We start from the raw sequence: 14,065 nt of genomic DNA, 5'->3' as shown, positions 1-14,065 counted from the left end.
CGAGCGTTACTGGAGTGCGATACAATGCGCGTGATTCCAACGAGGAGACATGTCATGCGTAAAAGTTTGCTGATTTCGTGCGTTGCACTGCTCAGTGCTGCACCCAGCTATGCAGAAGAGATCACCATTGCCGAATCATCACCAAATCTTGTTGCGACATCTGCCGCGGGGATTAATACATCTCAATCCATCGATTTGCAGAAGGGGCAGGAGAAGCTTCAGTTGTATCTGACTTATTACAACGGCGATGCCACTGCACCGTCATTCAAGACTCTAAGGATCTCATCTTCGAGCTTGCCGTATGTCACAGAGCAAGCTTTCGGCAAAGAGAAATCATTCACAACGAACGTTACTGGAGATCTTGGCTGGGGCGGGAATCAAATCTTGATCACAGCTCAGGGACCGAAGGGCGCGACTTTTGGATGGAGGCTGACAACACCCAAACCGCTCATAACAAGCGTGTCACCTGAAGCCGTCGGCGCGGGCAGTACGCTTGCCATCAACGGAACAAATTTATGTGCTGACCCCGCCGACAACCAGGTTTCTATCAACGGCAAACAAGCACAGGTCGTATCTGCAACTTCGACACAAATCGTCGTCAAAGTTCCAGAAACAGCAGGGAACGGACCGGGCTCAGTCACCGTCAGTGGTGCTGGTCTGGATGCAGGGAAATTGCCGATCACTATCAATGGCGTGCCCTATCTGAAAAGCTTAAGCGCTACCTGGGCCTGGCTGAACGCTCCGGTTACGATAACGGGAGAAAACTTCGGTACTAACCCGGCAAACGTTGCGGTCTACATGGGTCAACTGCGTGCGCCAGTCGATTCGGTTACGCCTACTCAGATTGTCTTTCGTGTGCCAACGGGTTTCAACAACGGCACGTGGGGCTACAATCAACCACTGAAAGTGATAGTCAACGGAGTCAGATCGCGCAACACACTGATCATGAGCACTGGCGACCAGATCGGTATTTAATCCGCGCTATTCAACGCTATCTGAAATTCTGCATGACGAACACTGTCAGATTAATGACGATGAAAATGCCTGCAATGAGAAAGCCAAACATCAGTTCGGTTGCGAAGACGGTTTGTTTATCGTTGAAAGTTGTGACTATGCCCAGTCTTTGCGTGATGAAGAATATAATCGTGAGCGCAAAAAATATGTCGCATAGAAGCGCCGTAGTGTAGGCAAACTGCGGAAACAACACGACTACAACAGCCATTACGGTTGATGCCAGCAATAAACCGAGTGTTACCTTGTCTGCAGTGCGCACTTTCAATTTCGTATTGGAAAATGCTTTTGCGATGTGTTGAAGCGCTTCGCCACTGGTCGACCAGCGTGATGAACGTGACGTTTTGGGTTTGACTTTTTGAGTGTCATCCACAGTTTCTGACATGATGCCTCACTTTTCTAGTAATGAGATGGCGAGACTCCATTCTGAGCATACCAAAATTCGCAGTTTCCAATTTGTCGAACCCAGTCCTGTTTATGATTGCGCTTGTTTTAAAGAGGTTTTATCTCCCGCTGAGCCGCGCGAAAGCCTCAGTAGACCACTTCTTGTAAACCGGCTGATGGGTTTACAAAGGTAATTTCCAAGTAGCTGTGGTACCGTGTGCAGCGGGGATAGAGGACTTTGATTACCTTAAGAAAGCAGTCTGCAAATTGGTTCAGGAGCAGCGCAATTGTCGCGCTGTCTTTGTTCGCGTGCGCAGATATCGGTTTCAGGGCCGTGCTCGACAGCGGCAACTTCGACCGTTTTAACGCCGCTAACCATCGTTGGACCTGGTGGCAAGTAAAGGGCTATAAGGAACTGCCTTACACTCCTGATGTGGTCATGTTCGGTTCGTCGCTTCTGACGCGCATCGTCAACGAAGGTGATGCTACCTACCTGAAAAGCCCGATTAACGCCACCAAGCATAATCGTTCTCGGCAGTTGGAAGATGGCGTGCAAGCGCGCACTGGCGTGCCGATAAAGACTTTTGCCTTTAATCTGGCCGGCATGCATGCGTCAGATGTGGCAGTTGTGGCTAATGGACTGCTTCGTGACAAGACACCATCCACAATCATCTACACTATTGCGCCACGAGACCTTCTCGACAATCTTTTGCAGGCGCCGTACACAACGGAGCAATTCGAGCTTATGAGCCACACCAGTGAGCTTGGCGAATTGGCTCCGCATGCGCGTTTGTCGACAATAGACCGGATCAGTTTTTGGTTCACGGATCTGTGCAACAAAATCTCCTCCATCTATAACTGTAAATATGAGTTGGCGACTACGTTTGAGCGGAACTATCGAAGTGTCGTGGTGCCAATTGTCGAAACCAACGTTCAGTCAAAGAAAATAATTCCTCCAATGGCAATCGGTATCAAATCGAGTGCTTTCGACTACGCAGAGAATCTTCCTGTGGCACCGGAGGATCCTGCTTTCATCGAGAAAAACGATAATTTGCAGTGCTACAGATTCTGCTATCAACCGTTTCGTCCAAAAATCTACAACGCTCAACTCTACTTCCTCGACTATTTCTTGCGGTTCGCAGAAGAGCGGGGGGTGAAGGTAATTCTGGTCAATATGCCTTTGCGTCAGGATAATCTGAGCGCTATGATGCCGAATTTCTATCAGTTGTATAAAGCCGATATTGCCAGGCACGCAGCGAAGTATCACGCTCAGGTTGTCGATCTTTTCGACACGAAATCTTTCACGGACAATGATTTTATCGATACTGTTCATCTGACCGGACATGGCTCGGTCAAGCTGGTGAATAAGCTGGCTGATCTTGTCGCACCAGATGTGGCGTCAACTGCGATAGCGCATCGCAATGTGGAAAAGGCGCGAGTGGCTGGTCAAGAACAGGTTCATTAACCCGGTCCCGGAAGGCGCTATTCTTCGTCTGGAAGCCAATCTAAAACTTCCGGAGGGCGCCGAATTTCCTCTAAAATCTCGTAGAGAGTCGACGCGTCCTGGGCCGGCACTGCGCCCGGAGGGACAGCTGCAACCTGCACCGTGAGAGCGCGTGAACCGAGCTCCAGGTGAATTTTGCTGCCAACCTTGACCTCGTTTGCAGATTTTGCGGGGCGGTCATCCACAAAGACGCGACCCTGGTCGCACGCCATCTGTGCAACAGTCCGACGCTTGATCAAGCGTGATACCTTTAGCCATTTATCTAAACGCAAACCAAACTCCTTCTGCTATCCTTCGCTGGAAGAAAGTGTCGATTTGCGCGGTGGTTCGACGGCTGGGTGATTTCCCGTCTGCGAGAAGCGCTTCAGCTTCCGTAAAAAAGTTGGATCAACGAGGCAGACGCCGTCTTTACAGTTGCTAGTGGCCACACCATGCAGAACGTCTTCTTCTTGTTTTGAGAGGTGGGCAATGGGTTGCAGAGCCCGTTCCACTGTGGGCGTCAATTGCCGCTGGGTCATTTGCAAAACTTGTCGGGCGATGCCCGGGTCGAGCCACACGGAGCCGACTTTGACACTGCGAATCGCCATTTCCAGGTTGACTGAGAATTCGCCTTTGAGTACGTAACCATCGGCTCCTGCATCCAGAGAGTCGAAAATATCGTTCTGGTTATCGCTGGCGGTGAGAATCAGCACACGTAACTCAGGATCGAACTTCTTAATTGCCTTGGTCACTTCGATACCGCTTAGCCCCGGCAGCCCGATGTCGACCAGTGCTATGGACGGCTTCAGCCGCTTAATCGCTTCAAGCGCGCTTTCGCCATCAGGCGCTTCACCGACCAGGGTGAAATCGGGAATTTTCTTCAGGAAGTTGCGAAGGCAATACCGAATTACCTCGTTATCTTCCACAAAAAATATTTCGATCGACCCGATTTCTTTCATCGTTTCTCGACGTCACAGAGGAACATATCAATCCTATTACGGCAATGGCAATATGGACGCATATTTAATGCCACTGTTCCGAAATGTCTTTTTCTTTGCGCTCAAAAAAGTGGAGGGCGCCCGAGAGCGCCCCGCTTGAATGAATCTGCCCAACTCAATCAGATTCCCAATAAGCCACGCAGACTGCTTAAACTCCCACCGTTCAAGCTGCCGTTCTGGACATAAGAGCCCAGGCTGCCGAGTCCACTGCCACTTAGAACGCTGCCGAGTCGACTCAAATTGTTCGCACTGGTAGCGTTGTTGATAAAGCCATTATTGATGTTGTTGTAGCCGTTCCCGTTCGGGTAGGCGTAAGGATTGGCGTAGGGGACGCCATTGTATGCTGAGGCGTTGGGGTTTCCGTATGGTGAACCGGGCATGGCGTATGGGTTTGCCGCGTATGGATTGTTCAGCGCATAGGGATTGTTCATCGGATACTGACTATTGGCTGGGTTCGCAAAAGGATTAATGGCCGGATTGTTGATGTTGCTCATTGCATTGCTATACGCCGGGTTGGCATAAGCATTGCCGTAAGTACCGTTATTGCGCATGGCGTTTTCCATCTGGCTGCGCTGGCTGTTGCAACCGCTGTGTTTGTGAACGTGGGCTCGACCGAACTGGCCATTGCCATTGTTGTTGGCGAAAGTGCCGGATGCATAAGGATAGTTGCCCGAACCTCCGTAATTCCCATACTGATTGGCGCCGAGATATGAGCTCTGTGGATCGAATCCGTTAATGGACTGATCGACGGAGCCATTCAGGTACTGCCGACCATCGACACTGCTGAAAGGAGTAAGTGAGCCTGCTTGCGCTACTGCGCCGTTGTTCGCATCATCGAAATCGTGGTGGTCGTGGCTCATTGCTTTGCCAGGCATAATCAACACCAGCAGCGCTGCCGCTGGCAAAAGAGGCTTCAAATTCATTGTGTCCTGCCTTAATAACGTCGGTCAGTGCTCTTCGGCAAACTCGCCTGTTTCGATAGACGACGAGACCCGACATTTGATTCCGAAAGTGCAAAAAATATTTTTCAATGCCGCTATTATGTGCGCTGTTGATTCTGTAGCCATATGGGAGACCCGGTGTGACGACTAAATACAAGTGGAATATGCTCAGCGCCCTGGGCGGCGAGATGATAGAAGTTCGTGATGGTTATGCTCTCGGTGAGTTGCCCCTGACTGAGATGGTCATGCAGCCAACTCGAGTTTTCCATGCCGGTGCCATCGTTACGCTCGCTGATGAGGTGGCATCTGCTGCTATCCATGGCGGCCCAATGCAAGACGCTCATGACACCGATAAGAAATTTCCCTACTCAGTACAGTTGAGTGTGAACTTGCTCACCAACGATCCAGTTGGTCCATTGCGGGCTGAAGCGAAAGTAATTCGCAAAGGGCGCATGACGGTTGTCGAAACCACCGTCAGCACTGCCGACAATCAGATCGCAGCTTTGATGCGGAGTACGCACCTGATGGTTGATTTGAAGAAGACGGGACCGCATCATAAACGTTAAGTGGGTAATGTGCAGCGTTGCCAATCGTCTAGGATAGGGGATATGCCTTCGGGAGATACAGAAAGAGAATTGCGGCAGGTGGCTGAGTCACTTGTGCTTGCTGAGCGTATGTTTCGGAAGGGGCGAATTGCAGAAGCCGAGCCAATGTACGAGCGGTCGTTGGCAATGTTGCTTCGCACCTATGCGGAGGCGCATCCAGATATAGATGCCTGCTTGCTGCGATTGGGTGACATCTATTTTGCCCGCGAGAAGTTTGCTCAGTCCTTGAGCACATACAGTCGATTGCATGGTCTGCGCAGTCGCATGCTCAGTATTCATCATGCCGATACGATTGCCATTTCATTTAAGATCGCGAAGAGTCAGGAGCAGTTGGAGCGCTTTGACGAAGCGGCGCGGACCTACGAAGAAGCAATCTCGCTTGGGGAGCAGTGGTTGCCGGCTGGTTTTCCTCTGATTGGAAGCATGATGGAGAGCTATGCGATTCTTTTGCGCAAGTACATGAATCAGCCTCGTGTCGCCTCTGAAGTTGACCAGAGGGCTAAGGAGTACAGGAAAAAATACACTGGCAAGAAAACTGTGCAACAGGCATGGCAGATCAAAGCTACCCCTACCCCTACTCCGACCCTGGCTCCGGCGCTGGCTCCGACGCCGCCTCAGGCTCCGACTCCGCCTCAGGCTCCGACTCCGAATCCGACGCGGGCTCCGGCTCCAGCTCTGACTCCGGCTCCGGCTCTGACTCCGGCTCCGGCTCCGAGTCCGACGCGGACTCCTGATCCGAATCCGACTCTAGCTCCTGATCCGGCTCCACGTCTGTCTATTCAACAATCTGCGCCTCCGCTTGATCCAGGAACGGTTACCTCTAAGTTCGATAGCGATTCTGCCACCGCTGCCGATACCGTACTCAAATCTGCGGCGAAGCCTTCACCTGATTTTGAAAAGGAAGCTGCTCGTGATGATGTTAGTCATGACGACGACGAGTACGACGATGACTATGACGAAGACGACGATGAAGACTATGAGGATGAAAGACCCGCACCTAAGAATTACCTTCTTATCGCTTTTATCGTGTTTGCAGCGGTCGTTGTGCCTAGCTTTGTCGGTTGGATAGTGATGACACGTCATCCGCAGATAGAACTCGCCCAGCCTACCAGTCAGCCTGCTTCAATTGGCGGAACAACGATGCCGGTTACAAACATGCCGGGCGGCGACGCAACAAACAATCGACCTCCCGCAGATTCACAGCCGGCCGACACAAATCGTTCTCAAGACTTTGCTCCTGTAGAAAAACGAGCGGCGCCGATTATTCCTGATTCTCGGTGACATCGCGCTAATGCTTGGTCCTTCCCTCAGGCTCGACTTAAGGTCCTCTTAGACTCGCGGTTGACAAGCATCTCGTGTCTCGGTTGTGAGAGCCGTAAAGCTTGATTCTATGGCGGTTTGCGTTCAATCAAACGTTTTTGGGGGAAAACAAAAAATACACTCATTAACCTTAAAATTGACCTGGGATGGCACTTCACAGGATAATCAGCTGGTTTTGCGGACTCGATACAGTGGCGGCTGACGCCAGTCACCGGTTACACTCTATTAGGGAATTCGCAGTTTCAGGGACGATGTTCTCTTACAGCGGCTGCTTGCGGAGATCACCAGAGCGGAATAAGGCATGCAGCTAGAGTTCATTAGTCACAGCGATAGAGAATTGATTTGAGAAAAGTAGGCTGGGTGGTGATTGTCGGACTGCTTGCCATCATTGCGTGGCTGGTTTTATCGCCGTCAGGTCCGATCAATACAAACGGGCGGCATATCAACTTCTCGAACATGCCCAAAATTCAGGTGCCGGGGGTTTCGATTGCCACCATCACGCAACCTGAGACGATTTTGTTTATGGGCACCGACGTGGTCTACGACGGCTCCGGCCGGCATTTGCACGCAGACAAAGTGGCGTTGAACGGTCGGTCTGACACGATGATGCTGGTTTTCTTGAACCCGCCCAACAACAAGGTTTCCGTTCTGCATATTCCGAGAGATACTGAAGCCGCCATCGGCAAGTATGGTGTGCAGAAGATCAATTCTGCCAACGCAATCGGCGGACCGGAGTATGCAAAAACGGCTGTCACGCAGCTTCTCGGCGTTCCTATCGATCACTATGTGGTGATGAATATTCAGGCTCTCACCCATCTGGTGAATGAGCTGGGTGGTATCACCGTAGAAGTGCCAAAAAAAATGGCGTACATGGACTGGACTGCGAAGCTCAAGATTGACCTGGAGCCTGGCGTTCATACACTCACTGGAAATCAGGCGATGGGCTTCGTCCGATTCCGTCATGATGAACTCGGTGATATTGGGCGCGTACAGAGACAACAGATGTTCTTGCATGCCGTCAGTCGGAAGATGCTCGATCCCCGCTCGTGGGTGCACGTTCCAGCTTTGCTCGGAATTGCGCAGAAGAATATCGATACTGATATGACTCAGATGCAACTGATTGAGGCACTGAATTTTGCCCATGGCGTTCCCAAAGAGAACATCAGATTCGTTATGTTACCAGGTGAGTTCTCGCCCAACGGTGACTGGGTTACAGGCTATGAGGCAAAGAACGTTGCTGCCCGTTTGGCCAACCCCGATATAGAGGTGCCGGTCAGCAGAAAAAATCTCTCTATCTGTGTTCAGAATGCCACCACTGACCCGCAGTTTGGTTGGAAGGTAGCACAAGCTCTTCGTAAGCTCGGATATGTCTGCAATCTGGGTAAAGACGACCGTTCGCCTGTTTACACCAAGTCAAGAATCATCGCTCAAAACGGCAGCATTGCCGATGCGAAGATGCTGCAAAAGGATCTTGGCGACATCGGTCAAATCATGAATGCATCGATCGGCAATCTCACGACATCCATTACGCTGGTAGCATTCGACGATATCAACCTGGACAAAATTTCAATGTCCAGTGAGGATGCACCATATTTGCCACCGCCACCGCGTCCGCAATCGTTGATGACAACTGTTGCCCATTCGCATACCAGGCACAACAAGCGCAATGCGATGAACACTGCAGATCTGGAGACCACGGATCTTTCACCTGTGCCGATTGAAGACAGTCAGACCTTTGACGTGCCACACGAACGCGGACCTGTCTCTGAACCGGTAGAAACTGCACCGTCTAAAACTAACGATGCCGTCGAAGCAAGGCAATCTGTCGATACGCCGTCGAAGCCCTATACGCCTTATTCCGCTCCATCGCAAACGCCCGCGGTTGCGCCTCAGCCAGTGACGACACCTGCACCAACACCGACACCAACGACCACACCAGATCCTGATAAATCGCCTGAGTAGAACCAGATCAGACGCAATTAATGCGAGCCTCGGCGGCTTTTTCGGCAAATGGATATTATAGAGATTATGCTAGAGCATGGTCTTGCTCGATGCTTGGATTATGTGGGTGTTCGACCAGTGCGAGTGAAACATGTCATTCTGTTAGCCATTACCGTTTTGCTTTGTGCTGAAAAATGCGAAGCGGGCACGGGCGGAATTTTTTCTTCGACCACTGGGCCCAGACGCAAGCTCCAGCAGTTTCAGCCTGTGCAGCCCATTGATGCCCCTACATCCCTGCACAAAAGTGTTGTTAAACCGACAATCGTCATTCCCTCGACGCCCGGCACAATATTTTTTGATCAGAAAAAATCGGGAACATCTGACCAGGTTTTGAATGGCGCCACTCAGATGCGAGAGTTGCAGGAGACGCTGAGCGGCGGCGCAGTCAATCCAGATGCTGGCTCGTCTGCTGCAAATACTGACGCGAATGCAACTCCTGCGAATTCAGATGCTAACTTGCAACTGCGAGGTCTGTCAGGCTCTGCATCCAAGACTGACGAGCATGGCACAGGCAGTGTCCAGTCTTTCTTCCAGATAACTCCGCAGCCATCTCAAGCAGGGGCTATTCCGGTTTCACCGGCTGCGCCGATAGCACATCCTGGTAAAACAGATTCCAGTGCAGCATCGCCACCGACATCTTCTGCAAAATCTGCCGCAGCTGCGCCTTTTCGCTTCCTCTGGCATGTCATGGATAATGCCGGGGTGCCTATGTTTTTCGGAAAGAGTGATGACAATCTCGATCCGTCTCTGCGACAGGGGTACGCGAGCGCCATTTCAGCGCCTGCAGCCCTGCGTAGACCCGTTGACCAAAAAAGCGGTGTCACCGAATCTGGTGCTGCAACCATGCCAGCGGTGACTCCGCATAAGATCCCGGAAAGCGAGCTCGAAGGCACTGATTCTTGGGTGAAAGACAATGAGCAAATGCCATAGCTGTCTGTGGCTTACGGCGATCAATTCTTCTTTGATTTTTTTACTATCCATTCCTGCATCTGCCCAGGATGTGCCTGCCACCCCATCTAGAACCCTGTCTCTGAGCGCTTCTTTTGACAGAGCTGTGTCTTTCAATAAAGAGGCAATTGCAGCCAAGACAAATGTCGACCTGGCTCGCTCCGCAATCAAAATCGCGGGTGCGCTGCCGAACCCCCGATTCAATTTCCAGTATGGATGGGGACCCGCATTTCAAGTCATAATCGCCGGTAATCCGCAGCAGATTGGTTTGCAGCATCAAATCAGAACAGCAGGAACGCGCACCAAGTCGATTGAATTTGCTCGTGCCAGTTATCATGTTTCAGAATTGCAATACGCTGCAACCATGTTCGATATTCACAATCGGGTGCGCCGAGCCTATGCGGAACTGGCTGCCGCTGAAGCTTTCGCTGAATTAATAGAGTCTGAACGCAAAGTGGCTGTTGAACTTCTAAGGACAACCGAGAAGCGTCTGGCTGAGGGAAAGGTTACTCAGTCAGATTTGTTTCAGGCACAGCTTGGTGTTCTGCAGTTCGATACGCAACGATTCCAGGCGCAAGCACGATTGCAGGTTGCCTCAGCTGCTTTGTCTTTGATTATTGGAGAGGTGCCTGCTGCAGTTGAAGTAATAGATGTTGATGATAATGGACTGTTCAAGCTTTCGACCAGGCAAACCGAACTGGTGCCGTCTCCGGAGCAGCCGTTGCCGTCTCTGGATGAGCTACTGCCCGCCGCGCAGGAATCTCGGCTTGATCTGAAGGCGACTATTCAGCAGAAATTTGCCGATCGCCGCGGGCTCTCACTGGCTCGTTCTCAGCGCATTCCGGATTTGTATTTAGATATGGGATATCAGTTCACTACTTTTAGAAAGACCCAGCCGTATAACCTTTTCCCTGGCAGGGTGCCGAATTCTCCGGGGTGTTACATCAATGCCTCTTTTGAAGTTCCTATCTTCTATCAGCATCAGGGGGAAACATCTCAGGCTAAGGAAGTGTATTTGCAAGACCAGGAGCAGGTTGAGCAGCTTCAATATCAAGTTGCAGCAGATGTGGTTTCTGCCTATGAAGCGGTCTCAGTGACGCGAGCAACAATCAAAAAATACCAGAGAGATTTATTGCCTGCGGCAGCAAAAGTGGCTCGGCTGGCTCGCCGTAACTATGAAGATGGGAAGTCTGATTTGTCTGGAGCGATCATAGCTAAGCAGCAATACCAGCAGATCCTTTCGGCGTATTTCGATGCTGTATTGAATTATCAAACAGCATGGGCCGATCTGGAAAGGGCGATGGGTGTTTCGTTGAAGCTATGACACCGAAGATTCTTCTCAGCCGGCTGGCAATTTCCCTTACTTTCGTGCTCGTTTGCTGTCATGGCTCCGCCCGTGCTTCAGAGGATTTTCCTGCTGAGGGTGCATATCCGCGCACTTTGACGGCTGAACCCGCGCCCCGCCAGTCGCCCGATAGTGGTGTCAGCTACGGTGCGCATCATAAACTTACTTTGCAGGAATGTTTTGATCGCGCTGATGCGAACAACAAAGAAATTCAGATTGCGGCCTCAAAGCTTTCAGTAGCGCAGGCATCTATCGTCATTGCAAAGGCGATTCCCAATCCGATATACAACATGACCTATGGATGGGGACCGTCCTGGGATTACATCGTTGCGGGCAATAACCAACAAGTCGGACTAACCGAGGAGATTCAAGTCGCCGGGCGTCGCACGAAAAAGGCTAATGTCGCATCAGCTAATTATTTCCAAACCGCATTGCAGTTGGAGGCGACCCGATTTGATATTCATAATCGTGTTCGCCGTGCTTATGCCAATCTTGCGGCGTCTACATCATTCGAACGACTGGTTCGTTTTCAGAGAAAGATTGCAAATGATCTGGTGAAGGTCGCCGACAATGGAAATGATCCGCACTCGGCAAAAGTATTGCAGGCGCAGCTCATAGTTATGCAGTTCGAATTACAAGCCAACGCTGCTAAAAGCAGGCTGGTTCAAGATTCTGCCCAACTGAAACTGTTGATGGGCGAAACGCCGCGCACCGAAGAAGTTCTCGATATTGCAGATAATGATATCTTCGCTCTTTCGGCGGCGAAGGACAAAATTGTGCCTGCACCGGAGCGCGGCTTGCCCGAATTGGAAAAGCTGCTCCCTTCTGCCTGGTTCTCTCGCAATGATTTGAGGGCGGCAATTCAGCAAGCGTACAGTAATCGGAAAGCCCTGACGTTGGCGAAAACACAGCGCATTCCAGATCCGCAGATCGGGGCCAATTTTCTCTTCTCCGCCTATAACCGTCAGCAATTGCAAGACTTCGATCCGTCAGGGTCCAGGTTCTCCGGTGATCCGCTCGATCGCGTGCCGCAGCAGCCTGCTTTTCTTCTGACGCTCTCTGAAGAGACACCTCTCTACTATCAGTATCAAGGGCAGATCGAACAAGCGAAAATAAATTGGGAGCATCAACTAAAGCAGAACGATGCGCAGAGAGCTCAGATCGCCAACGATATAGTGGCATCATATGAGAACTTGCTGTTCGCTCGCCGAAGCATCGAGAAGTTCCAGGCTGATTTGCTTCCTGAATCTTTCCGCGTGGCGAAGTTGTCGCAGCAGGCATTCAAAAGCGGCACTGCGGATTTCGGAACGACCATTCTCGCCCAGCATCAATATCAGCAAGTGCGGGCTGCATATTTCAATAGCGTTGTTGCTTATCAAAATGCCTGGGCTGATCTCGAGAAGGCAGTGGGAGTCCCATTGAAACTATGACGAGCTTTCATAGTCGAATCGAAGAATGGCGGCGAAATCTCGCCTGGGTTCGTCTGCCACTGCTCGTTTGCACCTTTCTTGTGCTTCCTGTGTTCCCATCGGTTGCATCCGAGTCTGCGAATGCGAATGTAAGTGCAAGCATAAGTGCCAGTACAAGTGCCAGTACAAGTGCCAGTACAAGTGCCAGTACCAGTACAGGTGCGGGTGCAAGTGCCGTAGCAGGTGCAGGATCCGGTGCAGTTTCTTCTGGTGCTGCCGATGATCCGACGATGGTCAAACGCATTCCAGTGAGCAAAACTTATAACCTTGCCGCTTGTTTTAATATCGCAGACCAGCACAACAAGGACATCGCCGTTGCCAAATATAATTCGGCAATTGCTCGAGCTGGTGTAAAAATCGCTGGTGCTGTACCAAATCCACAACTTCAGGTGCAGACCGGATTTGGAGATTCTTTCGAATATCTTTTCACCGGGCAGACGCAGCAGGCGTTCCTTACTGAGCAAATTCAGACCGCTGGGAAGCGCTCGAAGAAACTTGCAGTTGCCAGGCAGACCGCCAAAATCTCTGAAGCTCAGATGGCAGCATTACGTTTCGACGTGCATAACCGTGTCCGTCGTGCATACTGTGAACTGGCCGCAGCAGAGGCTTACGATTTGTTGATTCAGAGGCAGAGAAAGGCTGCATCTGAGCTTCTGGAGATCGCTAAATCGAGAGCGGGAGACGCACCTGAGGACACTGATGTTTTACAGGCTGCCCTGAATGTCGATCAATTCGATCCTCTGCTGAATCAGGTGCAGGGGCGTTTGCAGCAGGCATCTACGAATCTCTCTCTCTTGCTGGGGGTGAAGCCTGAACGTGTTGAGATCTTCGATGTCGACGACACAGGATTGTTCGAATCGACCACCAGAGCGACCAGGAATGTACCGGCGCCGCAGCTTGCACTTCCTCCTGTTGGTGATCTGATCCAGCTGGCTATGACGGCGAAGCCCGATTTGAAGGTTGCTCAAGAGCGCGCCACTTTGAGTCGAAAGTCCTTAACTCTGTCGAGAGCTGAACGAATTCCTGATGTTTTTCTGGGCTCTGGTTTTACTTTCGCCGCTTTCGCTAAGAACCAGCCAGCTGGGCTTTCCAGCGCTTCTAACTATTTCGGCGAAGGTGCGTTTTTTACCATGTCGACGGAAGCTCCTGTTTTTTATCAACATCAAGGCGAGATTCGGCAAGCCGCTGATACGATCAGGCAGTCAGATTTGCAAGTTGAACTGCTGAAGTCTCAAACCGCAGCTGGAATCGTTGCTGACTACAATGCCGTGAAAACCAGTCGCGCCAATTTGACGCTTCTTAAAGAGAAGCTGATTCCCACCGCCGAAGCTCTTGCTCGTTCGTCATTGGAGTCTTATAGAGCTGGCGCCGTCGATTTGGGAACGGCTATTGTGGCGCAACAGCAATCTCAGCAGGCGTTGTCTAGTTTTTTCGACACCATAGTTTCATACCAAAATTCCTGGGCTGATCTGGAGCGTGACGTAGGAGTTCCGTTGCAGAATTAGAAGGGTTTAATGGCTGCATTCTTAAGCCCATTGAATTGATCCATCCGGTTGCTAA

Annotated in this window: 13 protein-coding genes; 9 read left to right on the top strand and 4 right to left on the bottom strand. The window is 51.1% G+C overall.

Going from position 1 to position 14,065, the window contains the following annotated elements; genetic code table 11:
- Window positions 1–24 precede the first annotated feature (24 nt).
- Entirely contained in the window at window positions 25–975 is a 951-nt protein-coding gene (locus EKK48_23925) for a hypothetical protein (GenBank protein ID RTL37736.1), read from the top strand.
- A gap of 16 nt (window positions 976–991) precedes the next feature.
- Here EKK48_23925 and EKK48_23920 read toward each other — a convergent pair whose 3' ends face one another.
- Window positions 992–1,396, bottom strand: coding sequence for a hypothetical protein (locus tag EKK48_23920; GenBank protein ID RTL37735.1), 405 nt, complete (start codon window positions 1,394–1,396; stop codon window positions 992–994).
- Window positions 1,397–1,633: 237 nt separating this feature from the next.
- Here EKK48_23920 and EKK48_23915 point away from each other — a divergent pair, with 237 nt between their 5' ends.
- The gene (locus tag EKK48_23915) at window positions 1,634–2,860 is read left to right on the top strand and encodes a hypothetical protein (protein RTL37734.1); all 1,227 of its coding nucleotides are present in this window, start codon (window positions 1,634–1,636) and stop codon (window positions 2,858–2,860) included.
- Window positions 2,861–2,877: 17 nt separating this feature from the next.
- Here EKK48_23915 and EKK48_23910 read toward each other — a convergent pair whose 3' ends face one another.
- The 3 genes from EKK48_23910 to EKK48_23900 all read right to left on the bottom strand — a co-directional run bounded on the left by EKK48_23910 (window position 2,878) and on the right by EKK48_23900 (window position 4,799).
- Window positions 2,878–3,171, bottom strand: coding sequence for an RNA-binding S4 domain-containing protein (locus EKK48_23910; GenBank protein ID RTL37733.1), 294 nt, complete (start codon window positions 3,169–3,171; stop codon window positions 2,878–2,880).
- Between the two features lie 15 nt (window positions 3,172–3,186).
- The gene (locus tag EKK48_23905) at window positions 3,187–3,837 is read right to left on the bottom strand and encodes a response regulator transcription factor (protein RTL37732.1); all 651 of its coding nucleotides are present in this window, start codon (window positions 3,835–3,837) and stop codon (window positions 3,187–3,189) included.
- Window positions 3,838–3,995: 158 nt separating this feature from the next.
- The gene (locus EKK48_23900; GenBank protein RTL37731.1) at window positions 3,996–4,799 is read right to left on the bottom strand and encodes a hypothetical protein; all 804 of its coding nucleotides are present in this window, start codon (window positions 4,797–4,799) and stop codon (window positions 3,996–3,998) included.
- Window positions 4,800–4,957: 158 nt separating this feature from the next.
- Here EKK48_23900 and EKK48_23895 point away from each other — a divergent pair, with 158 nt between their 5' ends.
- The 7 genes from EKK48_23895 (at window position 4,958) to EKK48_23865 (ending at window position 14,010) form a co-directional block, all read left to right on the top strand.
- Window positions 4,958–5,383: a PaaI family thioesterase gene (locus EKK48_23895; protein RTL37730.1), complete on the top strand. Its 426-nt coding sequence runs from the start codon at window positions 4,958–4,960 to the stop codon at window positions 5,381–5,383.
- A gap of 42 nt (window positions 5,384–5,425) precedes the next feature.
- On the top strand, window positions 5,426–6,703 hold the full coding sequence (locus tag EKK48_23890; protein ID RTL37729.1) for a tetratricopeptide repeat protein: 1,278 nt from the start codon (window positions 5,426–5,428) through the stop codon (window positions 6,701–6,703).
- 381 nt (window positions 6,704–7,084) lie between these two features.
- On the top strand, window positions 7,085–8,704 hold the full coding sequence (locus EKK48_23885) for a LytR family transcriptional regulator (GenBank protein RTL37728.1): 1,620 nt from the start codon (window positions 7,085–7,087) through the stop codon (window positions 8,702–8,704).
- A 117-nt stretch (window positions 8,705–8,821) separates the two neighbouring features.
- Window positions 8,822–9,673: a hypothetical protein gene (locus EKK48_23880; GenBank protein RTL37727.1), complete on the top strand. Its 852-nt coding sequence runs from the start codon at window positions 8,822–8,824 to the stop codon at window positions 9,671–9,673.
- Window positions 9,657–11,015 (top strand): TolC family protein, encoded by a 1,359-nt coding sequence (locus EKK48_23875; protein ID RTL37726.1) that lies wholly within the window; start codon window positions 9,657–9,659, stop codon window positions 11,013–11,015. The genes EKK48_23880 and EKK48_23875 overlap by 17 nt, the downstream gene beginning before the upstream one ends.
- The gene (locus EKK48_23870; protein RTL37725.1) at window positions 10,970–12,466 is read left to right on the top strand and encodes a TolC family protein; all 1,497 of its coding nucleotides are present in this window, start codon (window positions 10,970–10,972) and stop codon (window positions 12,464–12,466) included. The genes EKK48_23875 and EKK48_23870 overlap by 46 nt, the downstream gene beginning before the upstream one ends.
- Window positions 12,463–14,010: a TolC family protein gene (locus EKK48_23865; GenBank protein ID RTL37724.1), complete on the top strand. Its 1,548-nt coding sequence runs from the start codon at window positions 12,463–12,465 to the stop codon at window positions 14,008–14,010. Before EKK48_23870 ends, EKK48_23865 begins: the two co-directional genes overlap by 4 nt.
- The last annotated feature ends 55 nt before the right edge of the window (window positions 14,011–14,065 follow it).

The sequence above is a fragment of the Candidatus Melainabacteria bacterium genome (assembly GCA_003963305.1).
Taxonomy (GTDB): domain Bacteria; phylum Cyanobacteriota; class Vampirovibrionia; order Obscuribacterales; family Obscuribacteraceae; genus PALSA-1081.
Note: the sequence above shows the minus strand (reverse complement) of the source record. Positions and strands in the feature narration are given on the sequence as shown.

Coding starts and splice junctions, on each gene's coding strand:
- EKK48_23905 (RTL37732.1), bottom strand. CDS start 3,837: ATGAAAGAAATCGGGTCGATCGAAATATTTTTTGTGGAAGATAACGAG.
- EKK48_23875 (RTL37726.1), top strand. CDS start 9,657: ATGAGCAAATGCCATAGCTGTCTGTGGCTTACGGCGATCAATTCTTCT.
- EKK48_23865 (RTL37724.1), top strand. CDS start 12,463: ATGACGAGCTTTCATAGTCGAATCGAAGAATGGCGGCGAAATCTCGCC.
- EKK48_23900 (RTL37731.1), bottom strand. CDS start 4,799: ATGAATTTGAAGCCTCTTTTGCCAGCGGCAGCGCTGCTGGTGTTGATT.
- EKK48_23870 (RTL37725.1), top strand. CDS start 10,970: ATGGGCCGATCTGGAAAGGGCGATGGGTGTTTCGTTGAAGCTATGACA.
- EKK48_23925 (RTL37736.1), top strand. CDS start 25: ATGCGCGTGATTCCAACGAGGAGACATGTCATGCGTAAAAGTTTGCTG.
- EKK48_23920 (RTL37735.1), bottom strand. CDS start 1,396: ATGTCAGAAACTGTGGATGACACTCAAAAAGTCAAACCCAAAACGTCA.
- EKK48_23890 (RTL37729.1), top strand. CDS start 5,426: ATGCCTTCGGGAGATACAGAAAGAGAATTGCGGCAGGTGGCTGAGTCA.